18 protein-coding genes are annotated in these 22,325 nt (G+C 64.3%); 11 read left to right on the top strand and 7 right to left on the bottom strand.

All coding sequences use genetic code 11. The features are described from left to right. Positions 1-11: 11 nt before the first annotated feature. Positions 12-1,229 carry a glycolate oxidase subunit GlcF gene (gene glcF / locus BG61_RS03640; protein ID WP_035935080.1) on the top strand — a complete coding sequence of 406 codons (1,218 nt, stop codon included), beginning with the start codon at positions 12-14 and terminating at the stop codon, positions 1,227-1,229. Positions 1,230-1,287: 58 nt separating this feature from the next. On the opposite strand, the gene BG61_RS03635 is transcribed toward glcF, so the two are convergent. After that, positions 1,288-2,094 (bottom strand): SDR family NAD(P)-dependent oxidoreductase, encoded by an 807-nt coding sequence (locus BG61_RS03635; RefSeq protein ID WP_035935077.1) that lies wholly within the window; start codon positions 2,092-2,094, stop codon positions 1,288-1,290. 130 nt (positions 2,095-2,224) lie between these two features. On the opposite strand from BG61_RS03635, the gene BG61_RS03630 reads away from it, so the two are divergent. The 3 genes from BG61_RS03630 to BG61_RS44615 all read left to right on the top strand — a co-directional run bounded on the left by BG61_RS03630 (position 2,225) and on the right by BG61_RS44615 (position 4,549). Then, positions 2,225-3,166, top strand: coding sequence for a GlxA family transcriptional regulator (locus BG61_RS03630; RefSeq protein WP_035935074.1), 942 nt, complete (start codon positions 2,225-2,227; stop codon positions 3,164-3,166). A gap of 301 nt (positions 3,167-3,467) precedes the next feature. After that, positions 3,468-3,977 carry an RNA polymerase sigma factor gene (locus tag BG61_RS03625; RefSeq protein WP_035935071.1) on the top strand — a complete coding sequence of 170 codons (510 nt, stop codon included), beginning with the start codon at positions 3,468-3,470 and terminating at the stop codon, positions 3,975-3,977. A 440-nt stretch (positions 3,978-4,417) separates the two neighbouring features. Then, on the top strand, positions 4,418-4,549 hold the full coding sequence (locus tag BG61_RS44615; protein WP_267908541.1) for a hypothetical protein: 132 nt from the start codon (positions 4,418-4,420) through the stop codon (positions 4,547-4,549). Positions 4,550-4,596: 47 nt separating this feature from the next. On the opposite strand, the gene BG61_RS03620 is transcribed toward BG61_RS44615, so the two are convergent. Beyond that, positions 4,597-6,369 carry an EAL domain-containing protein gene (locus BG61_RS03620; RefSeq protein WP_035935066.1) on the bottom strand — a complete coding sequence of 591 codons (1,773 nt, stop codon included), beginning with the start codon at positions 6,367-6,369 and terminating at the stop codon, positions 4,597-4,599. A gap of 295 nt (positions 6,370-6,664) precedes the next feature. Between BG61_RS03620 and BG61_RS03615 the strand changes: the two genes are divergently transcribed. Together BG61_RS03615 and radC are read left to right on the top strand one after the other, a co-directional pair. Beyond that, complete coding sequence (locus BG61_RS03615; RefSeq protein ID WP_051672240.1) at positions 6,665-8,182, top strand: esterase-like activity of phytase family protein; 1,518 nt, start codon at positions 6,665-6,667, stop codon at positions 8,180-8,182. A 740-nt stretch (positions 8,183-8,922) separates the two neighbouring features. Continuing rightward, the gene (gene radC, locus BG61_RS03610) at positions 8,923-9,663 is read left to right on the top strand and encodes a RadC family protein (protein WP_035935063.1); all 741 of its coding nucleotides are present in this window, start codon (positions 8,923-8,925) and stop codon (positions 9,661-9,663) included. Positions 9,664-9,889: 226 nt separating this feature from the next. Here radC and BG61_RS41730 read toward each other — a convergent pair whose 3' ends face one another. After that, the gene (locus BG61_RS41730; protein WP_152565217.1) at positions 9,890-10,117 is read right to left on the bottom strand and encodes a hypothetical protein; all 228 of its coding nucleotides are present in this window, start codon (positions 10,115-10,117) and stop codon (positions 9,890-9,892) included. 238 nt (positions 10,118-10,355) lie between these two features. On the opposite strand from BG61_RS41730, the gene BG61_RS41725 reads away from it, so the two are divergent. Both BG61_RS41725 and BG61_RS03605 read left to right on the top strand, forming a co-directional pair. Continuing rightward, positions 10,356-10,754 (top strand): hypothetical protein, encoded by a 399-nt coding sequence (locus BG61_RS41725; protein ID WP_129572194.1) that lies wholly within the window; start codon positions 10,356-10,358, stop codon positions 10,752-10,754. A 3-nt stretch (positions 10,755-10,757) separates the two neighbouring features. Beyond that, complete coding sequence (locus BG61_RS03605; RefSeq protein WP_129572193.1) at positions 10,758-13,934, top strand: phasin family protein; 3,177 nt, start codon at positions 10,758-10,760, stop codon at positions 13,932-13,934. 211 nt (positions 13,935-14,145) lie between these two features. On the opposite strand, the gene BG61_RS42685 is transcribed toward BG61_RS03605, so the two are convergent. From BG61_RS42685 to BG61_RS03595, 3 genes are read right to left on the bottom strand one after another with little or no spacing between them, the layout of a single operon-like run. Continuing rightward, a complete protein-coding gene (locus BG61_RS42685) occupies positions 14,146-14,481 on the bottom strand; it encodes a hypothetical protein (RefSeq protein WP_161783655.1) in 336 nt (111 codons plus the stop codon). Positions 14,482-14,488: 7 nt separating this feature from the next. Then, positions 14,489-15,292, bottom strand: coding sequence for a phosphonoacetaldehyde hydrolase (phnX, locus tag BG61_RS03600; protein WP_035935060.1), 804 nt, complete (start codon positions 15,290-15,292; stop codon positions 14,489-14,491). A 31-nt stretch (positions 15,293-15,323) separates the two neighbouring features. Next, positions 15,324-16,526, bottom strand: coding sequence for a 2-aminoethylphosphonate--pyruvate transaminase (locus tag BG61_RS03595; RefSeq protein WP_035935058.1), 1,203 nt, complete (start codon positions 16,524-16,526; stop codon positions 15,324-15,326). Between the two features lie 114 nt (positions 16,527-16,640). Between BG61_RS03595 and BG61_RS03590 the strand changes: the two genes are divergently transcribed. Next, on the top strand, positions 16,641-17,510 hold the full coding sequence (locus BG61_RS03590) for a LysR substrate-binding domain-containing protein (protein ID WP_035935055.1): 870 nt from the start codon (positions 16,641-16,643) through the stop codon (positions 17,508-17,510). Between the two features lie 128 nt (positions 17,511-17,638). Here the strand turns inward: BG61_RS03590 and BG61_RS03585 are convergent, their stop codons facing one another. Then, positions 17,639-18,019: a DUF6697 family protein gene (locus BG61_RS03585; protein WP_035935052.1), complete on the bottom strand. Its 381-nt coding sequence runs from the start codon at positions 18,017-18,019 to the stop codon at positions 17,639-17,641. Between the two features lie 269 nt (positions 18,020-18,288). Here BG61_RS03585 and BG61_RS03580 point away from each other — a divergent pair, with 269 nt between their 5' ends. Together BG61_RS03580 and BG61_RS03575 are read left to right on the top strand one after the other, a co-directional pair. Further along, positions 18,289-19,644: a tetratricopeptide repeat protein gene (locus BG61_RS03580; protein WP_051672239.1), complete on the top strand. Its 1,356-nt coding sequence runs from the start codon at positions 18,289-18,291 to the stop codon at positions 19,642-19,644. 197 nt (positions 19,645-19,841) lie between these two features. Then, positions 19,842-22,241, top strand: a complete 2,400-nt coding sequence (locus BG61_RS03575; RefSeq protein ID WP_232256325.1) for a penicillin acylase family protein — start codon at positions 19,842-19,844, stop codon at positions 22,239-22,241. The last annotated feature ends 84 nt before the right edge of the window (positions 22,242-22,325 follow it).

The following is a 22,325-nucleotide window of genomic DNA, read 5'->3' as shown; positions in this document are numbered from 1 at the left end:
CGACCGACATCATGCAGACGAACCTTAGCGAACACGCCCGAACGCTGCCCCGCGCCGACGAAGCGGAGAGCATCCTGCGCTCCTGCGTGCACTGCGGCTTTTGCAACGCGACCTGCCCGACGTATCAGATTCTCGGCAACGAGCTGGACGGTCCGCGCGGCCGCATCTATCTGATCAAGCAACTGCTGGAAGGCGAACCCGTCACGGCGAAGACGCAACTGCATCTCGACCGCTGCCTCACCTGCCGCAACTGCGAAACGACATGCCCGTCGGGCGTCACGTATCACGCGCTGCTCGACATCGGCCGGGCGGAACTGGAACGGCGGGTCGAGCGCCCGGCCTCCGAACGGCTGCTGCGCGAGGGCTTGAGGCGCGTGATTCCTCACCCGGCCGTCTTCGACGCACTGCTGAAAACGGGCCGCGCCGTGAGTCCATTCCTGCCCGACGCGATCAGGCGCAAGATCCCGAAGCGCGCGATCGCGCCGAAAGCGCGGCCCGCGCCGCGGCACGCCCGGCGCGTGCTGATGCTCGAAGGCTGCGTGCAGCCGTCGCTGTCGCCGAACACGAACGCGGCCGCCGCGCGCGTGCTCGACAGGCTGGGCATCAGCGTGTCGGGCGCACCGCAGGCCGGATGCTGCGGCGCCACCGACTATCACCTGAATGCCCAGGAAGCGGGCCTCGCGCGGGCGCGCCGCAACATCGACGCGTGGTGGCCCGCCGTGGAAGCGGGCGCCGAAGCGATCGTGCAGACCGCGAGCGGCTGCGGCGCCTTCGTGAAGGAGTACGGCCACCTGCTGCGCGACGATCCCGCCTACGCCGCCCGCGCCGAGCGGATCAGCGCAATGACGCGCGATCTGGTCGAGGTGCTCGCCGCCGAGCCGCTCGATGCGTTGCGCGCGGCTGCGGGCCGGCGGATCGCCTTTCACTGCCCCTGCACGCTGCAGCACGCGCAGAAACTCGGCGGCGCGGTGGAAGGCGTCCTTCAGCGGCTAGGCTTCGACCTCACGTCCGTCCCCGACGCGCATCTGTGCTGCGGCTCGGCCGGCACCTATTCGATCACGCAGCCCGCGCTCGCCGAATCGCTGCGCAAGAACAAGCTCGATGCGCTGGAAAGCGGACGCCCGGAAGTCATCGCGACGGCGAACATCGGATGCCAGACGCATCTCGACGGCGCGGGCCGCACCGCCGTGCGTCACTGGATCGAGCTCGTCGAGGAAGCGCTGCCGTAACGCAGCGCGGGCGGCTTGCGTTTCCGCGAACCGCCCGCGCGTTGCCCGCCGTCGCTCTTTACGCGTGTCCGACGCTGAAGCGCGCAGCCGGCCTGCTGTGCGACAGGTTGGGCTTGAGCGCCGTGCGCGCGGTTTCGTACGCGTCCCAGTCGGCTGCATCGGGCAGGGACGGAATCGTGATGGTCTCGCCCATGTCGAAGCCCGCGAGCGCGGCATCGACCATGTCGTCGGCCGACATCACGATGCTCTGCGGCAGGTTGTCCGCCGGATGGCCGGCGATGTCCCAGAACTCGGTGCGCGTCGCGCCCGGAAGCACAGCCTGCACGCGCACGCCCTTGTCGCCGAGCTCGTGTTGCAGCGAGCGCGTGAACGCAAGCACGAACGCCTTCGTGCCGCCATACACGCCGTTGAGGATCTCCGGCGCCACCGCCGCGATCGACGAGACGTTGATGATCGCCCCCTTCCCGCGCGCGACGAAGCCCGGCGCGACCGCCTGCGTGAGCCGCGTAAGCGCCACCACGTTGAGCTGGATCATCGACGCCATCCTGGCGGGGTCCGACTGCAGCAGCGGCGCCGCCGCGCCGACACCGGCGTTGTTGACCAGCATCGTGATGCGCGGATCGTCGCGCAGGATCGCTTCGACACGGCCGATGCCGGCGTCGGCGTCGAGGTCGGCGGGCACGATCTCGACCGCGCGGCCGGTTTCGCTCGTGATACGCGCGGCGAGCTGCTCGAGGCGCTCGCGGTTGCGGGCGACGAGCACGAGATCGTAGCCGCGGCGCGCGAGACGGTCGGCGTAAAGGGCGCCGATACCCGACGAGGCGCCGGTCACGACCGCCACGCCCTGTTGCGATGAATTCGACATGTTGATTCTCCTGGATGGTCTCTTGAGGTCCGGCACGATGCCGGGATGCTTGAGACGGAGAATAGGTTCATACTATGATGTCTTCAATGTCATAGATGCCACTTTTTAGGACATCGCAGGAGAAATCGCCATGCTGCGCGTCGGAATCATCCTTTACCCCGGTTTTCAGGTGATGAACCTGGCCGTGACGACCGTGTTCGAATTCGCCAATCTCACGACGGATGAACCGCTCTACGAGGTCGCGCTGCTCTCCGAGCACGGCGGGCCGGTGGCGACTTCATCGGGGTTCGCCGTGCTCACGCAGCCGTTCGACGACAGCCGCTTCGACACGATTCTGGTCGTCGGCGACAACTTCGTCGAGCCGGCGCCGCCCGCGGTCATCGCGTTTCTGAGGGAAGCGGGGACGACCGCGCGCCGCATCGGCGCGACCTGCACGGGCGCGTTCCAGCTGGCCGAGGCGGGCCTTCTCGACGGCCGCCGCGCGACCACGCACTGGTTTCACGCAGCGGCGCTGCAGCGCACGCACCCGCGCCTGAAGCTCGATGAAGACCGGATCTTCATCGTCGACGGGCCGGTGTGGACGTCGGCCGGCATGACCGCGTGCATCGATCTCGCGCTGGCCCTCGTGGAACACGACACGAGCGCGGAAATCGCGCGGCGCGTCGCAAGAAAGCTGGTGGTCTATCACCGGCGCTCGGGCGGCCAGTCGCAGTTTTCCGCGCTGCTCGACCTGGAACCGAAGTCCGACCGCATCCAGACCGCGCTGACCTATGCGCAGCAGCATCTGAAGACGGATTTGTCGGTCGAGGACCTGGCGAAGGCGGCCCATCTGAGCCCGCGGCAGTTCAGCCGCGCGTTTCGCGAGGAAACCGGCCAGACGCCGGCGAAGGCGATCGAGCATCTGCGCGTCGAGGCCGCGCGGCTGATGCTGGAGTCGGGGCGGCATGGCGTCGACGTGGTCGCGCGCGATACGGGTTTCGGCGATCGCGAACGCATGCGGCGTGCGTTCCTGCGCGCGTTCGGCCAGCCGCCGCAGGCGATACAGCGCATGGTGCAGGGCAGCGGCGCCTGAGCGGCATGTCTGCCCGTCGCAGACAGTATGGCCTTCGGCAGTTTCGCACTTCTGCATGACACCCGCGTGACGCGCAAGCCATTCATCTGACGTTCACATTTGACGAACGGTCGTTTCCCAAATGCGGTTGGACAGCACCCGCATGTCGCGCCTACGCTCTTTTTAGTGCCTCAGCCTGGGGCAATCGTCTGATCGACGAACCGCAGGGCCGCTGAAAGCAGTTCATGCTGGAAACCGCGGCCGTCCTTCTCCAACCCCTCTCATTTCCGAAGCACGAAATCGCGCTAGGAGGTCGGCGTCGATGATTTGCGATTTACCCACGGTCCTTCCCGAATTGCTGCCGCGTCTCTGGACCTTCGCCATGCGCCTGTCCGACGACCGGCACGTCGCGAACGATCTGGTCGAGCGCGCCTGCGCTTTCGGCCTGAAGGAATCGCGCAGGACGCAATCCTGCGGCTCCGCGCTTTGCAGGATGTACTCCTCGATTTATTCGATGTGGGCCGCGGCCTCCGGCAAGTCCGCGGCTTTTGCGGACCCGGCGCGCGAGCGCGGCAAGCATGCCGCGACGCACACGCCGGCCGGGTGCGCCGCCATGACGACCGCGGATCGCATCATCGCGGCGGTGAGCGCGCTGCCGCATGCCGAGCGCGTCGTGTTCCTGCTCGTCGCGGTGGAAGGGCTCAGCATCGACGAAGCCGCACAGATACTCGATATCCCTCCGCATGCGGTGTCGCGCCGCCTGTACGAGGGACGGCTCGCCATCGGCAACCAGATGCTCGACGAGTGTCCGCCCGCCGCGGCCTCGCGTTGAAACGTTTGCGGGATAGCTGCGGACCCACGCTGCAGAGACTCGCGCGGCGGCGCCTCTTTCGTGCGCCTCTGACGCATCCCTCCGTCGCGTCCGCCGACCCGAATCGACCCGAATCGCGCGCCCGTCACACGCCCATCACACGCCCGGCGAGCTAACAATTTCTTCATGCTCCTTCTATGGCTTTGCAGATGGCTTCACCGCAGCATGAACCCACGCGATCGGATTCCGGCACTGCAATCATGCAGGACGTCTCCGATCGTCGTGGCGGACGGCCGCTGGCCGTCCGTGTCTTCAGGCCACAGTGGAGCAGGCCAATGATATTGCTGCGAATGGTAACGACATGCGCCTGCGCGCTTCTGGTAACCCATGCCTGGGCTCAGGACCACGCATCGCCGCCCAACGACAGCCCGCAAGGCACGCAGGACGTAGGCGGCGCCACGATGACGCGAAGCGACGCAGGACCGCCGCCAGGCCTCACGCGGCAGCAGGTCCAGCAGGAACTCATCGGCGCGCGGCAATCGGGCGGGCCGCGCGACCCGATGGAGCGGCTCTATCGCGGCGGCAGCCGCTGAACGAGGGAGCGCTCGCGCTGCGCGCTGGACGCTGCACGGCGCACCCGTTACCGGGCATTCTGGAAGTCGCGGAAATCGAGCGTGACGAAGCCGCTCGCCTCGTTTTTCGCGCGGCCTTTCGCGATCGCGGCGACCGTGCTCACGTGCGCACTGCCGTGCGCCGTCCCCGGCGCGACGCGCACGGCGCCCGCTGAAAGCCGCACGAAGCCGAAGAAGGTCCTTCTCGCGAGGCGGTCTTCTCCGTGGATGCCGCCCGCAACGCGGTCTTCGGCCGAGTAGAAGCGCTGCGCCAGTTCGTCGAAGCCGCTGATCGCGCGCTGCACGCGAGCCTGCCAGTCGTCGCTCTGAAACAGGATGAGGAAATCGTCGCCGCCGATGTGGCCGAGAAAGTCGCGCGTCGGCTCGCAGATCGACGCGAGCGTCGCGGCCGTCGCCTTCAGCACTTCGTCGCCCTGCCAGTAGCCGTAGCGGTCGTTGAAGGGCTTGAAGTTGTCGAGGTCCACATAGCACGCCACGAACTCCGAACCATGCGCAACGAGCCGGTCGATATGCGAATTCAGCGGCACGTTGCCCGGCAGAAAAGTCAGCGGGTTGGCGTAGCGCGCCGCCTCCACGCGCACTTCGGTGACGGCGCGCACCAGGCTTTCGCCCGTGGCGAGGCCGACGTAGCGGCCCTGATCGGTGATGATGAAGCCGTCGGACAGATAGCGCTGCTCGTCGTTCGTGAGAAGGCGCGCCACCTGTTCGAGCGTCGCGCCGCGCTCGACCACGAGCGGCGTCTGGTTGGCGAACTGCATGCAAGGCCGCTTGCCGAACACCTCGCGATGGTACGGCAGCGCGTACTGGTCCATGAACGCGCGGCGGTTGATGAGCCCGAGCGGCCGGCCGTCGTCGACGACCGCGAGCGCGTGCAGCGAAGGCGCCTGATTGAAGAGCTTCACCACGTCGTCGTTGCGCGAGCGCATGGTCAGCGCGGGCGCATGCACGAGCATGCGGTCGAGCACGACGGCGCCCGATTCGCCCGGCACGTCGGCACGCGTGCGCGCCGGATACACGGCGATCTGCTCCGAGCGCAGCGTGCGCGCGACCACGTCCGGCAGCCGGTCGGCGAGCGACACGCCGGGACGCCCGAGCAGATAGCCCTGCGCGCACGCAATGCCGAGATCGCGCACGATCTCGAGGTCCGCCTCCCGCTCGATGCCTTCCGCGATCAGGAGCGCGCCGCTCGCGTTCGCGAACGACACCATCGCCTTGACCGCTTCGAACTTGAGCGGATCGCGGGCGATGTCGTTGACGAAGAAGCGGTCGATCTTCACGTAGTGCGGCGCGAGCCGCACCCAGAGGTTCATCGACGCATAGGCGCTGCCGTAGTCGTCGAGCGCGAAATGCGAGCCGCTCTCGCGCAACGCGCGCACGGTCGCGCCGAAGCGCTCGGCGTCCGCAATCGTGCTCTGTTCCGTCAGCTCGACGACGAGACGCTGCGGCTCGATGCCGTTCGTGCGCGCGAAATCGCCGAGTCCGCCGGTCGCGGCTACGAACGATTCGATCCCCGCCGCGCTGTAGTTGATGAAAAGCAGGCCGTGGTTGTCGTGCTGACCGAACGCGTCGATGCAGACGCGGCCCGCCGCCTCTTCGAGCTGCGCCGTGCTGCTTTCGCGGGCGGCCTGCCGGAACAGCGCCGCGGGCGACTCCTGCGGCGTATTGGCGGGGCCGCGTATCAATCCTTCATAGCCGATGATCTCGCCGTCGGAGAAGCGCACGATCGGCTGAAAGACCGCGCTGAGCGCATCTGATGCAATGAGTTGTCGAATGCTTAGCAAGGGCGTGCCGTTTGAGTTTTGACGGGCTGGCGCGTCAGGTAACGGCCGCTGCGGCCCGGACTTTAATGAATTTTTCGTGACGCGCTGCCCTGCGACGGTGCGCCGCCTTAATCAAAGGGCTCGCAGCCGTCATTAACCCGACATGTGCGGCTAAGAAGATGCTGTCGGAAATGCTCATGCAGGCAGCGCGCTTTCACCGCCTTTCGCCTGTCCGCCTGTCCGCCTGTCCGCCTGCACCGTGCGGCGCCGTCCGCGCCGTCCTGAACCGCCGTACCATCCAGAGGAAACGTCCACCGTGTCCCGATCCCGCGTATTCGCACTGAGCGCCGCCGCAGCCGCCGCCGCGCTTTTCGCCATGTCGTCCGCGCATGCCACCGTCGATCTGATTGCGATCGGTCAGCTGAGCGGCACGTCGCTCGACCGCTCGAAGGAAACCGCCGGCAAGCTGGAAAACGGCGCGCCGGGCAACCTGCTGGGCGGTCTCGGATCGGGCATGGCCTACGCGGGATGCCACACGTTCCTCGCAGTTCCGGACCGCGGCCCGAACGCCATCGCCTATAACGCGGCCATCGACGACACGGCCTCCTACATCAACCGCTTCCAGACGCTGCGCCTGCGCCTCGAAGCAAGCCGCCCCGGTGCGGCGCTGCCCTACACGCTCACGCCGAAGCTGCTCGACACGACGCTGCTCCATACGTCGGACCGCCTCGTGTACGGAACCGGCCAGGCGGCCGGCGTGCCGGACGGCGCGCCGAAGCTCAACCGCGAAAACCACACCTCCTATTTCACGGGCCGCTCGGACAACTTCGATCCGGCGCATTCGTCGACCTATGCGCGCGACGCACGCTTCGATCCGGAGAGCATTCGCGTCTCCAGCGACGGCGACAGCGTCTTCATTTCGGATGAATACGGCCCGTACGTCTACCGGTTCGATCGCAAGAGCGGCCGCAGAATCGACGTACTGAAGGTGCCCGACACGTTCGCCGTGACGAAGCTCTCGCCCATCGGCGACGACGAGATCAGCGAGAACACCATGGGCCGCGTCGCGAACAAGGGCATGGAGGGTCTCGCCATCTCGCCCGACGGCAAGACGCTCTTCGGCGCGATGCAAAGCCCGCTCATTCAGGACGGCGGCGGCGACGGCGCCTTCACGCGCATCCTGAAGATCGACGTGACGAGCGGCAAGACGACGCAATACGCCTACCCGCTCACCAACATCGGCACGGCGGCGAAGCCGAAATACCCGACCATCAGCGACGTGGTCGCCGTCAACGATCATGAACTGCTCGTCGACGAGCGCGACGGCAAGGGTCTCGGCGACGATTCGACGGCGGCGTTCAAGAAGGTGTTCCATATCGACCTCGCCGGCGCGCAGGACGTGAGCCAGGCGAGCAGCGAGAGCGGGCTCGCGCCGTATGCCGTGAAGAAGGCGCTGCTCGTCGACGTCGTCGCGGCGCTGAACGCGCACGGCATCGCCTCGAACGACATTCCCGCGAAGCTCGAAAGTCTCGCGTTCGGTCCGGACGTGACGATCGGCGGCGTCAGGAAGCACACGCTATTCATCGCGAACGACAACGACTTCCTCGGCACGATCACCGACACGAACCACCCGGGCGGGATCGCCAACCCGAACCAGTTCTTCGTGTTCTCCGTCGATGCCGCGGACCTGCCGGCGTACGTCGCGCAACGCCTGCCGGGCAGCGGCTCGGACAACGGTTCGCATGGGCGCGGCAAGGACCATGACGACGACGCCGTCTGCGGCCCCGGCCGGGACGGCGATGACGACGGCGGCGGCCACCATCACAACGACTGAGCGGCGCGCTCTTTACCGCAAGGGTGAAGGCTTATCCACAGGTTCTGTGCATAACTCTGTGGAAAAATCACACCCCGTGATAAACCGCCCCGCTGTACAAAGCGCTCCGGGCGGCGTGTGGGGAAAATCCCGTCCCCCACCTGCCCTCAACCATCCATTCCCCTACGTTTCCCCGCACGCTGCGATGCGGGAAACCTTCGTCCCCCTACAGCGGGGCCGTCCTACATATTAGACACGTGTCCTGTCGGAGATTCAAGCTAACGGCGTCCCTTAACGGCGACTTACAGGGCAAGTGTCTTGTCCAAACCCCGACGCGTAACCTGTTCGTGTTGCGCCGCACACGGCCTGGGTGACGCCAGGCATATTCCCCCACGGCCTGCGCCTCAGCGCGTTCGCGACGACTCCGGGGGTGATAGGGACGCCCCTCCAGGCTCGCGCTGCGGTCACGGTCACGACACATTGCCACCCATCTTTCCCGGGCGCGCTAAACGCTGGCCCGGGCGATGCGCTAAAATTCGCCCGCTGCCGATTTGTCCGGCAGTCAGGTTTGGAAGCCTGTGTTGTCAAACCCGCACACCTGCGCAAGCAGGTGCTGCGCTGCTTCTGCACGTCTATGGGCGGGCCGTGGCAGGGGTGCCGCGAGGCTCGCCGGTTTTGGTTTGACGCCGGTCTTCCAACCTTGTCACTGTGCCCGCTCACCCCTCCCGCGTCGCGTGACGGGCGTTGGACAGGGGCACCAGGTGAGCCAATTCAAAACCAACGCGGCCACGCATGCGGCAGCCGTGCCGAAACGTTTCCTTCACGCGCCGCCGACGACGCGAGGGCGAAAACAAGACCGCCCGCACGAACGTCTGGTCAATGTCGGCTCAGCCTCGTTATCCGATGCCGAGCTGTTCTCACTCTTCCTCCAGCCAGGTCCGCCAGGCTCAAGTGCCATCGATCTCGCACACGATCTCCTGGCGCAGTTCGGCACGCTGCGCGGTGTCTTCGACGCACCTATCGCGGAGTTGTGCACGTTACGCGGCATCGCGCCGGTGCGGGCCGCTCAACTGCATGCGGTCGCAGAACTATGCGTGAGCGCACTCGCTGAAAAAACCCGTGAGCGGACGCTGCTCGACGCACCAAATGTGGTGGGGGATTATTTAAAGTTCTTCCTCGGCACCCGGCGCTACGAGGTGTTCGTCTGCCTTTATCTCGACGCGCGGAATCAGTTGCTGCTTGCCGAAGAAGCTGCGCGCGGCTCGGTCACACGCGTGGCCGTCTATCCGCGAGAGATCGTAAGGCGTGCCATCGCGTTAAATGCGGCCGGGTTGATCGTCGCGCACAATCACCCCTCGGGGAGCGTGGCCCCGAGCGCAAACGACCGAAAACTCACGCAGACGCTGCAGGACGCACTGACCCTGATCGACGTCGAACTGCTCGATCACTTCGTTGTCGCCTCGAATGAAGTATTTTCATTCGCCCGCCAGGGCTGGCTCTAACGGCCCACACCGTATGCTTTAAGTGCATCGACGCACGGACTAGCACGGCTACATCAGCCGAGGTCAAGCGGTGACGGCGCACCGCCATTACCCAAGCCGCCGCACCGCCCCATCCAAACCGCCCAGTTCGACGCCCGAACGCGTGAGCGATTGAAGAAATTCAGATTTCTCTGAGTGCCGAGCGCCGTCGATGTGCGGCAGCGCGACGGTAATATTACAAGTCACTTTACATCCGAGGACTTCCGAGCGTGAGATCAAAAGCACTGGCGGTTGCAGCGTTGACCTGCGCACTATTTTTTATCGCTGCGCTTTCTGGGGAGGCGGTTTTTCTTGGTCTGTTTCTAACGGCAGTTGGAACCATATCCATATTCACATTCATATTCGCTTGTCTACCACAATTCGGACCGCTAAGGAGTTTCATACCTTTAGCTGTCTGCTCTTTGGTTTTGAGCATTTATTAACGTTTGCAAATTGCGAACTTCACTGAAGGTTGCGTGATGAGCACTATTCGAGAAAGCTTGAAATTGTGGGGCCGCGCCTTCTGGATTGTGCTACGAGGAAGGCCGTCAGAGATAGGCCAGCGTAGGCACCTCGTACTGTTTATGGCAGTGACTTGGAGCCTAGGTACTCCATTTATTACATACTTTCTTGCAGCCCCTTATCAGGGTGTAGTTCCTTCCGAAACGCAATTCATGAAAGCGTATGGGGTTGTAAAGTTTGAAACCATTAAGGTCGGCTTAAAAGACGTAGGCGTCGCCACTTTTGTTACTAAAGACGAACGAGCCTATCAACTAGAAGACCTTCCCGCGAGGATACCTCAACTTAAAGAACTGAAAAACGAACAGGGAATCACCCCGGAGATTTATGTTGAAGGCTTTCGGTTGCTTGACGGTGCTGGGCGATTTTGGATTGCCTACGCGGCAACGCGTGATGGACGGGTATTGCTGGGTCGAGAACTGCAAAGCGAAAAATTACAAGCATTAGGGACCCCGTTTGGAAAAGTTCTTTTATGGCTGTACATCACCGTGTCCCCATGCTGGCTAATTTCCTTTTTTACCGTTCGCAAGGTGCGAACTTCACTAGGAGCCTGAGAGTTGAATACTTTAACAATAAATGATGCACTAGATATCAACGAGCCCAGTGTCCGCACTGCCATGCCAATCGTTCCTTTCGGTCCTGTCACAACGGCTCAAGGCGCGACGATGATGTGGGAGTTTCTGGTCGGCGGTTCGGTGGGCGTCACTGACGCAATGAGTACCGCACAGCAGGCGGCGAAAGCAAAGAACCCAATAGAGACATTTAGTTTGTCATCTGCGGTCGCGGCAAACATAGCCGGATTCGGCGCGAGCAGTACGTCGATGTTTCAGAAGCTAGGCAGTAATTCGTCTCAAGCGGGTGAATTGGCGGCGAAGGCCGCAAAGGGCAGTGCATTTCTTGCTCTCGCTGCGTCGGCAGGGTCCATTTATGCGACTGTTACTTTGCCCCCGGAGCAGGGCGGCGGCTTTAGCAAAGTTGACAACGGGAAATTTGCGGCCCTTGGAAGCGGTGCGCTTGCGGTCGGTGCCTTTTTCGCGCCAGAAGCGGCCGTTATCCTCGGTGCGCTTGCTATCGGCCTGACGGGGTACTCGTTGATATCGCCGACAGCAAGTAACACGGATGTGGCAGCGTTTCTGACAAACGTTAAGGGCGTAGTACAGGACTACTACCACCAGCTTTCCGCGAGCGACCAAGCGTCATTTAGCACGTCCATGAAAGGCGCGATGCAGAGCACTTTAGAGGGTGGCTTCTTAGTCCCGAAACTGAACGCCGATGGTTTGATTATGGGTTACGGCGTCGAAAGGGTGCTGAGTACGTTCAATTATCCTGACGGCAGCACGTTCTACACCTTCGCCGACGGTTCATCCCTCGTCCGTAATTCGCTCTCGACCGGGGAAAGCCTGGAAAGTGCTTCGGCGGGTCGCCATGATGTATGGAAGTTGTGGAATCCCACACAACCCAACTCACGCGTCGTCATATACGGAGACGGCACCTATTCCAACAAGCTTTGGGACGCAGAGGGTCATCTCGTTACACAGACAAACATCACTGGCTCGAACGGCACTTTCAAAATCAACGCGGATAGTAGCGATGGCCGATATAGTTTAATTACCGTGACCGGTGAGCGGAATTCGATTGCCGCAGGTTGGAACACCGACGTCCATTTGACGGGCGATTACAACACACTCGCTTCCGATCATTGGAATAACATCATAGTCGATCACATGGCGACTATTTATGGTGTCGTTCAACATGTCATCGGAAGATCGGGCGCCGTCATCGAAATGTACGGTAACGCTACATTCGATTTTGTTTCTAACAGTGGATCGATGGCTATTATACGCGGTGTGTCAAGGACTGCTGTCGTCAACGGCCGCGGTAATATGATCAAGTTCTATTGCGACTATGGCACTATTGAGTCATCAGGCAATCGTATATTGATGAACAAGGGCGCCGGTTTAACTCTTCATGGCATCGACAATGAAATTAATCCGTCCGCGCAATCGAGGGTTTCAATATGGGAAACCGGCAACCACGTGAATTTCAACTCGTCGGACAGTTTAGTCCAGATCGAAACAGAAAACCTAAAAACGTTCTTCCATGGGAGCGGCGGTAACATCGAATTCCGCAAGACCGGGCAGGAAATTGAATCATCGGGAAATAACATAAAAAATTGGCTCAGTGGGTATTCTCAAAAGATTACCGGCGACGGCAATATAATTGTGCCGAACTGGCGATCCGAAACCATCCTGCACGGAAATAACAATACGATCGACGCAACCGGACGCCCGTCGCATTTGTTTGTGTCGCTGAAATTGACCGCGCCGAATTCTTCGGTTACGGTCAAAGGCGATGGCATCACGATTGATGCGCTCGCGTCAGGTCAGAATATTTCCTTGCACGGCAACGGCGATTGGGTCACGTCGAACGGCAATACACTGAACATGTTGGCTGATGGTTTGCTGGTTAATGTTACTGGTGACGCCAATACCATCAATGCGCGAGGAAGCTCGGCGACTAACCTGCATGGAACAGACAATACCGTCAATCCCCAAAACAATAGCGGCGCCCTTGTGAGTGTGCATCAAAATGGAGCGTCGGCGACGATCAACGGCAAGGGCGCCACGGTTGGGATAAACGCGAACGACACAACGATTCATGCAAACGGCGATATTATTCGCTTTTCAAAATCAGGTTTGAAGGCAAACGTTACAGGCGATTCGAACGTCATCCTTGCGGAACACACGACGTTGCATCTGGCAGGCGCGAACAACACGGTTGGCGGTAAAGGCAATGTCATCTACGCCGCGCCGCACTCAACCGTGTTCGTGGACAGTCCCGACACGATAGTCAACGGGTCAAATCTGACCATCGTGATCGGCAAAGGTGTAAAGGGCTCCAGTATCACAATCAACGGCGACCATAACGAGCATATGACCGAAGGCAATTGGCCGACGGAAGTTTGGCACTTGACGGTCTACTCGAATGGAGACTACAACTACTTCGGACGCATCGGAGTTGGAGCCCTCAAAATCACTGGAAATGCGCACAGCCAATCCCACCTGCACCATACGGGCGACACCAACTATGGTGCGATCGGCGCTCCTCTGCTAATTTTCCCTTCCTATACGCCGCCGCAAACTAGTGAGATTTCCTTACCAACTTGGGGTGGGGCGATCTACAATTACTCTCAAGTCTACAATCCGATCAATACCCTGCCTGCTAACTTTGGCTCTGGTTGGGCTACCGTTACGGTTGGCGCTGCCTACCCCGAAGGTACGCTCGACCCGTACCCTTGGGGCTCGACGACTTACTACTATCCGCCCGGGGAAACGAAGCCCTCATATTCAATCGAAGGCCCACGTTCACTGGAAGTTACCACGCAAAAGGAGAGTGTCGAAATTGCTCAGAACTCAAGCGACGCGCTACAAAATACCGGCTTACGGTTGGCGTATTCGGATGTGCTAGAGGGAGAAGGCGAGCAGCAGGCTAAACTTGCTTTCGGACGGCTTATGGACAATCTCGCAAAGAAAGCGGAGCCAGTGGAAGGAAGAGGCGAACCGGTTCCTGAACAGGCCGTGGAAGCGTCGTTGAAGGATCTTTCGGAAGGTCCGCGCAGCGTCGAAAGCGAGAGTGCCGCAAAAGGTGTCGAGTCCGCGACTGGGGCAACCGCCCCGAACGTCGATCTAGCTGCGTTAGACCAGTTGCGGCAGATCGATACATCACAGCACTAAGCAAGCGCCCCGCGCTTCGGCGGGGCTGCCTGGTGCGACGCTCCCCAAAAAAGAGGCCTGCACGAGGCGGGCCAAAACGCCTTCGCACCCTGAGAGATCAACCCCGAGAACAAATGACTTTAAAACGGAAACCCGGCCTGCGCTTTAGTTACCACGCGTGGTGCATCGGATCGGGCTTGTATAAATCACACCCTATGATTTTCGGTCCGCCCTATTCCCTCCATTCGGCGATCACAATTTCGCCGCCATCCATGTATCCGCCCTGCTCATCGAATTCGAGTTTGACCTCTCTGAGCAACGTTTCGCCGCTCAAGTGCTGCTGTATCTCACTGGTCAAACGGACTGTGGCTTGACGGTCAGCGCTGAAGCGACCACCATCACAACGACTGAGCGATGTCTTATCCACAGTTTCTGTTCGCAAGTCTGTGGATATCACAAGGGTTGAGCGCGCAATCCCTTGATTGGAAAGCGCTTGCGCCGCGTGCTCGATACGCGGCAGCGCCGCGTGCTCGATACGCGGCAGCGCCGCGCACCTGCTACGCGGCACCCAGGCCTCACGGCCGCTCGCCTCGCGCGAGCCGTCCCTCGATGTCGTACACGACGGGCAGCAGATCCGCGACGCTGTCCACCACGTAGTGCGCACCCGCGGCCGTCAGCCGTTTCGCGGCGGCCGCGCGGCGACGCATGAACTCGCCGGGCGGCAACGCCTTCATGTCCTCCTCGGTCATGCCGAACGCGTTGCCGCTCACCGCGACTCCCACGGCCCACGTCCCGCCGTTGATGCCTTCCTCGATGCCGACCTCGGTATCGTCCACCTTGATCGCGTCCTTCGCGCGCCACACGCCCAGTTGCGGCAGGCTCCGGTAGATCATGTACGGCGACGGCCGTCCCTCGGGCGTGTCGCCCGTGCAGACGATGCTGTCCGGCGCGAACCCCTGCCGCGCGGCGCCCGGCACGATCTCGTCGATGATCTCGCGCGTATAGCCCGTCGTCGTGCCGATGCGGATGTCGTCGGCACGCAGCGCACTCACCACGTCCGATACGCCCGGAATCACCTGGCTGTAGCTCGCCGCGACCCTGATGTTCTTCGGCACGAACACGTCGTACACGGCGTCGATGTCCGCCTCGTTCGGCGCACGTCCGTACTTCGCGGTCCATGCCGCCCCGACGCGCGGCAGCGCCATCAGCGCCGCGATGTGCGGGCGCTTCGCAATGCCCATCGGCCCGCGCGCCTCGTCAATGGTGATCGACACGCCGAACTCCTCGAACGTCTCGACGAACGCGCCCATCGGCGCAAGCGAGCCGTAATCGACCACCGTGCCCGCCCAGTCGAAAATCACTGCCTTCACGTGTTTCATGTGCATCGTCCTCAAAGTGTGGGGTGTCGGTTCAGGCCATCGCCGCGAGCGCGCCGCGCTCCCGGAGCGCCGCATCCGATGGCGCCGCGCAATCGACGCCCATCGCACCGAGCGCATGCGCGCACGCCTTCGCCACGCGCTGCATGACGCTCGCATCCACCTGCCCGATGCAGCCGATACGAAAGCTGTCCACCACGGTCAGCTTGCCCGGATAGATGATGAAGCCCTGCTCTTTCATCAGCGCGTAGAAGCGCTCGAATCGAAACGCCGGATGCGCCGGCGCGAAGAACGTGACGATGACAGGCGACCTCCAGCGCTCGCCGAGCAGCGGCTCGAAGCCGAGCGCCTGCATCTCGCTCACCAGCACGTCGCGATTGCGCGCATAGCGAGCGAGCCGCCCGCGCGGGCCGCCTTCGAGCGCATGGAGCCGCAGCGCCTCGATGAACGCGGCGACGGCGTGCGTCGGCGGCGTGAAGCGCCACTGGCCCGTGCGGTTCATCGCGTCCCATTGATCGTGCAGATCGAGGCTCAGCGAATGGCTGCGGCCCTTCGCGTCGCGAAGCGCGTCACGGCGCGCGATCACGAAGCCGAAGCCCGGCACGCCCTCGATGCACTTGTTCGCCGACGACACGAACGCCTCGCAGCGGATCTCGCGCACGTCGAGCGGCACGGCGCCGAAAGCGCTCATCGAATCGATCAGCAGCTTGCGGCCGTGCTTCGCCGTCGCGGCGGCGATCTCGCCGATCGGGTTGAGAATTCCGGAACTCGTTTCGCAATGCACGACGACGACGTGCGTGATCGTGTGATCGACGGCAAGCATGCGTTCGACTTCGCTGCCGCGCGGGGGCAGGTAATCGCCCTTGTCGAGCACCGTGTGCCTGCGGCCGAGATAGCGGAGCGTCGTCGCGATGCGCTTGCCGTATGCGCCGTTCGCGAGGACGAGCGCGTGGCCGTCGCGGGGAACCAGCGAGCCGAGCATCGCCTCGACGCAGTAGCTGCCGCTGCCCTGAAGCGGCACGCAGTCGTAGTCGCCCGCGACGTCGCCCGCAATGTCGAGCAGTGCGCGCCGAAGCTGCGCGGTCATCTCGCGGAACTCGGCATCCCACGATCCCCAGTCGCGCAGCATGGCCTCTTTCGTCGACCGCGCCGTGGTGAGCGGCCCCGGCGTCAGCAGATACGGCTCCCCTGCTGCGGGAGCGGCGCACCGCGCTGCCAGGACAACGGCGTCTTCCATGTCTGCACCCCTCTTCGCGACGTTTCGATGTCTGAACAGTACAGAAGCGCGTCGCATTGGTAAAATCGATATAAGCGATCTGCCTATCAGCAAAACTTATTCGTCGAGGCGAACATGCAGTACGCGCAATTGCGGGCGTTTCATGCGGTCGCGGAACAGGGCGGCTTTTCGAAGGCGGCACAGGCGCTGTCGCTCACGCAGCCCGCCGTCTCCGACCACGTGCGGCGGCTCGAACAGGAATTCGGCGTGCGGCTTTTCGAGCGCAGCGCACGCGGCGTCGAGCCGACCGAACTCGGCCGGCGGCTCCTTAACGTCACACGGCAGATGCTCGGTTGCGAGCGCGAAGCGCGGCAGTTGCTCGATTCGGCGAGCGGTCTCGAATCCGGCACGCTGTCGCTCGTCGCGGACGCGCCCGACCTCGCCATCAAGCTGATCGGCGCGTTTCGCAGGCGTCACCCGGGCATTGTCGTGACGCTGTCGATTGCCAATGCGGCGGTGTGCATGCAGCGCGTGCTGTCGAGCGCGGTCGACGCCGCCGTGACCGCGGCGCCCCAGGTCCACAGCCGGCTCGCATCGCGCGTGCTGCGGCGCGACCCGCTCGTCGCGATGGTGCCGGCGGGCAGCCCGGTCGCGAAGAAGCGCAAGCTCACGTATGCGCAGCTCGTGCGTCAGCCGATGATCTTTCGCGAACCGCAGTCCGTCACGCAGCAATTGCTCGAACTCGAACTCGTGCGGCAGTCGTTGCAGGTGGAACCGGTGATGTATGTCGAAGGACGCGAAGCGCTTGAAGAAGCGGTCGCGCAGGGGATGGGCGTCGGCGTGATCGCGCGCGCCGAGTTCAACGAATCGCGGCGGATCAGAACGCTCGCGTTGCAGGATTGCCAGGTTGAAATGATCGAGTCGCTCACGCGCCTTGCCGACCGGCCCGCATCGAATCTTCTGGAGGCGCTCTTCGCGGTCGATCCCGACAGCCGCGCGCCCTGACAGCGGGCGGGCTCCGGTGAACATCGGATGAACCGTCAAGGCGATCCTGCTTTCCCGTCGCGCTTGCGCGCGAGTCGAAACGCAGGGTCACCAACGGCTCATCCGGCATCCACCGGAGCCCCGGACATCTAGCAGCGCCTCAGCTTGATGACGCGCGAAATCTGCCCGGTCGTGAAGCTCGTGTGGCGCGCATACGGCGCGCAGTCGGCGGGCGCCGTCATGGATTCCGCCGCGGCAAAGCTTCCGACATACCGGAAGCGGTCCGTCTCGCGCTTGATGAAGACGGGAATCGCCTCGGCCTGCTTCGCAAGCGTGCGGCCGGCGGCGCGCGCTGCGGCGCCGCTGTTGCAGAGAATCACCTCGGGCGCGAGCGGGTTCAGATCGGGCCGCAGGCAGGCGGCGACGACCCTGCCGTTTTTCGTGGGCAGAAACGCCTGCTTGTTGCCGCCGCAGACGACATGAATCTGTTCGCGGGTGTAGTCCTTGCCAATCTCAAACGCTTCAAACACGATGAATCTCCGAAAAACGACGCAGCATCAAGCTGCGTAACGCGTGCAACAGGGGTGGCAGAGAGAATATCGAAAGCCATCTAAAGCCCGCGCAAATTTAACGGGGCGCGCAGTAAAGGACGCGTATCTCGCGCGGGAATAGATCGACGGGCCGAAGCGTTGTTTTGATCGCCATGCCTGCTACGCCCGCCAAGCCAGATACGGGACGCGGCTGTAATCCGTGCAGGCTTTCGTTCACCGTCCGTCTCTTCGAGCAAAAGGAACCAGACATGCAGCACGATGCTCAGGGCCTCGTCATCACCGTCGACTCGCACCGGGAAGCCGCCCATGCCTACGACCATGCCATCGACGGCTACACGCGCTTTCGCGCCGACACCGCCGCGCGGGTGAACGCACTGCTCGCCGCCAATCCGGAATTCGGCATGGCGCATGTGCTCAAGGGCTACTTCGCGATGGCCGCGCTCAACGGCGCGCTCGTGCCGCAGGCGCGCGAGGCGCTCGCCAGTGCGAGGCGCCATGTCGCCCGTGCGACGCATCGCGAACAGGCTCATGCCGAGGCGCTCGCGCACTGGATCGAGGGCGATCTCGAGCACGCGATCAGCACGTGGGAGCAGATTCTGGAATCGCATCCGCGCGACCTGCTCGCCTTTCGCCTGCATCACGGCAACTCATTCGCGATCGGCCGTCCGGAACGCATGCTGAGTGCCGCCGAACACATCCTGCCGCACTGGTGCGCGGACGTGCCGGGCTACTTCGCGATCCTGGCCTGCCGCGCGTTCGCGCACGAGGAATGCGGCCAGTACCTGGCGGCCGAAGCCGCCGGACGCGCCGCCCTCGCGCTCGAACCCGGCGACCTCTGGGCGACGCATGCCGTGACCCACGTGATGGAGATGCAGGGCCGCCGCAGCGAAGGCATCGCGTTTCTGGAAGGGCTCGAGCCGCACTGGGACGCAGCCAACAACCTGAAGCATCATCTGTGGTGGCATCGCGCGCTGTTCCACCTCGAGCGGCGCGAGTTCGACACCGTGCTCGATCTCTACGACCGCCGCTTTCGCGATCTTTCCTCGCCGCTCGTGACGGCCATGCCGGACCTCTACAACGACGTTCTCAACGCCACGTCGATGCTGTTTCGTCTCGAATTGCGCGGCGTGCCGGCGGGCGGGCGCTGGACGGAACTCGCGGACAAGGCGGAGGCGCGTATCGGCGACTGCCTTGCCACGTTCACGCTGCCGCACTGGATGATGGCACTCACCGGCGCCGGCCGCTGGGACGCGGCGCAGCGCCTGCTCGACGCGGTGCGCGATGCCGCCCGCAACACCCGCAATGGCCATGGACAGATCCTGCGCGATGCGGCGGCACCCGCCTGCGAAGCCGTGCTTGCGCACCGCCGCGGCGACCACGCCGCCGCCGTCGCCGCGATGCGCCCGGCGCTCGGCCTCCTGCAGCACCTGGGCGGCAGCCACGCGCAGCGCGACGTGCTGGAGCAGCTCTTCGTCGATTCCGCGATGAGAGCCGGTCTCGACGACGACGTGCGGCTCGTGCTCGAGCGCGTGGCCGGGCGCCATCCGGTGCCGCCCGAGCGTCGCATCGGCTATGCCGAGGCCGCGCGCCGCGTCGTGCACTGAGCCACTGAGCATGGGCTGGCGGGCGGCGTGGACATGAACGGCAACGGATGCGAAGCCGGCGAGCCCGGCCTCGTGCTATCTTCACACGCCGCCCGGCCGCACCCGACTGGCGCGTCGGGACGGCGGGCATCACGTCCATGACCGGGATGAATCGTCCGAGCCTCTCCTTAAGAAAGCGGTGCTTCGCCTGGCTGGCGATGCTGTTTTGCGCGCTCGTCGCGGTCCTCGCGATCGCGGGGATTGCCGCATGGATCACGCTGCGCGCGAGCCTGCCGCAGCTCGACGGCACGCGCGAGGCGCCGGGCCTCTCCGCACCCGTGACGATCGAACGCGACGCGCTCGGCGTGCCGACGCTCTACGGCCGCGCCCGCGACGACGTCGCCTACGGCACGGGCTTCGTGCACGCGCAGGATCGCTTCTTCCAGATGGACCTGCTGCGCCGCGTCGCGGCGGGCGAGATGGCGGCGCTGATTGGTCCGGCGGCGGTCGAGCTCGACCGGCGCGACCGCCCGCACCGGTTTCGCGAACGCGCCCGGCAGCAATTCGACGCACTGCCGCCCGATGACCGGCGCCTGATCGAGCGCTACACGGCGGGCGTGAACGACGGCCTCGCATCGCTCGCCTCGCGTCCGTTCGAATACTGGGTGCTGCGCACGCAGCCCGTGGCGTGGCGGCCGGAAGACACGCTGCTCGTCGTCTATGCGATGTACTTCGACCTGCAGTCGTTCGAGGTGCAGCGCATCCTGTCGCGCGCCGCATTGCACGAGCGCGTGAGCGCCGACCTGCTCTCGTTCCTGCTGCCGGTCACGAGTCACTGGGACGCGCCGTTCGACACCGCGTCGCCCGCGCCTGTCGCTCCCGCCACGCTGCCCGCGACGCGTCCCGGCTGGCTCGCTGCGAAAACGCCCGCAGGCGCCGCCGTCTCCGACTCCGGCGCGTACGCGGGCAATTCGATGATCGGCAGCAACGCCTGGGCCGTCGACGGCGCGCACAGCGCGCATGGCGGCGCGATCCTCGCGAACGACATGCATCTCGGGCTGTCGCTGCCGAACATCTGGTACCGCGTGTCGCTCGCGTGGCCCGCGCCGGACGCGAGCGAGCGCCGCGTCACGGGCGTCAGCCTGCCGGGCGCGCCGCTCGTGATCGCCGGCAGCAACGGCCGGATCGCATGGGGCTTCACCAACAGCTACGGCCGTTTCATCGACCTCGTCCGCCTGCACACCGATCCCGCCGATCCGGCACGCTATCGCATCAGCGGCGGCGTCAGCGGCGGCGGCTGGGAACGCGCCATCGTTCGTCACGAACGCATCGAGGTGAAGGGCGGCGAGCCGCTCGACCTGCCGGTCTACGACACCCGCTGGGGCCCGGAGATCGTCTCGGGCGCGAATGCGTATGCGCTGCGCTGGGTCGCGCACGATCGCGAGGCCGTGAACCTGAACCTGCGCAAGCTCGAGGACAGCGCGAGTGTCGCCGACGCGCTCCGCGTCGCGCAGACGAGCGGCATTCCCACGCAGAACTTCACGGTGGCCGATGCGCACGGCACCATCGGCTGGACGCTCGCCGGGCCGCTTCCGCGGCGCGACAACGGCGCGGCTGCCGGCGCGCCCGGGGATTTGCCTTTCGATTCGGCCACTTATCACGGCTGGAGCGGCTATCTGCCGCCGTCCGCGTATCCGTCGCGCATCGACCCGCCGCTCGGGCGCCTGTGGAGCGCGAACAACCGCACGCTGCCGCCCGCCGAGGCCGCCATTGCAGGCGATGCCGGCGCGGACCTCGGCGCGCGCGCATCGCAGGTCCGCGACGATCTGCTCGCGATCCCGCGCGCGAGCGAACGCGACATGCTCGCGATCCAGACCGACGACCGCGCGCCGTGGATCGAAAGCTGGCGCGGCGTCGCCCTCGCCGCGCTCGACGCCGACGCATTGAAGGACCATCCGCAACGCGCCGAATTCAGGCGGATCGTCGCCGCATGGAACGGCCGCGCCGACGCCGATTCGGCCGGCTACCGCCTTTTGCGCGCCTTCTACTTCTCGCTCTACGACGCGTGGTTCGGCCCGCTCGACGCGGACCTCGCGGCGGCCGGTCCGAAGCTCGGGTTTCGTGCCGCGAGTTCGCGTTACGGCGCCGTGATGGAAACGCTCGCGGGCCAGCACGCATGGGTGCCGGAGCGTTTCGCGGACTGGCGCGCGTTCATGCTCGATCGCATCGACCACGCGATCGGCCAGTTGCCGAAAGGAACGAAGCTCGCGGACGCGCGCTGGGGCGAGCGCAACCGCGCCGCGATCGAGCATCCGTTCGCGAGGATCGTGCCGCCGTGGCTGCCGTGGCTGCGCGGGTGGCTTGGCGCGCCGCGCGAGCCGCTGCCCGGCGACATCAACATGCCGCGCGTGCAGGCTCCCGCGTTCGGCGCGTCCGAGCGGATGGCGGTCTCGCCGGGGCGCGAGGCGGAGGGCCTCTTCGAGATGCCCGGCGGACAGTCGGGGCATCCGCTGTCGCCGTATTTTCTTGCGGGGCACGAGGCCTGGGCGCGCGGCGACGCCACGCCGTTTTTGCCCGGCGCCGCCGAGCATCGGCTCGAACTGGTGACGCGGCACTGAGCGTGGCGGATGCTGCCGCCGCGCCCGGCACGCTCCTGCCCTCGCAAAAACAAACGCGCCGCCCGAGGGCGGCGCGTTTCGTCG

The sequence above is a fragment of the Caballeronia glathei genome, assembly GCF_000698595.1.
Classification (GTDB): Bacteria; Pseudomonadota; Gammaproteobacteria; order Burkholderiales; family Burkholderiaceae; genus Caballeronia; species Caballeronia glathei.
This window is presented reverse-complemented; position numbering and strand designations above follow the sequence as displayed.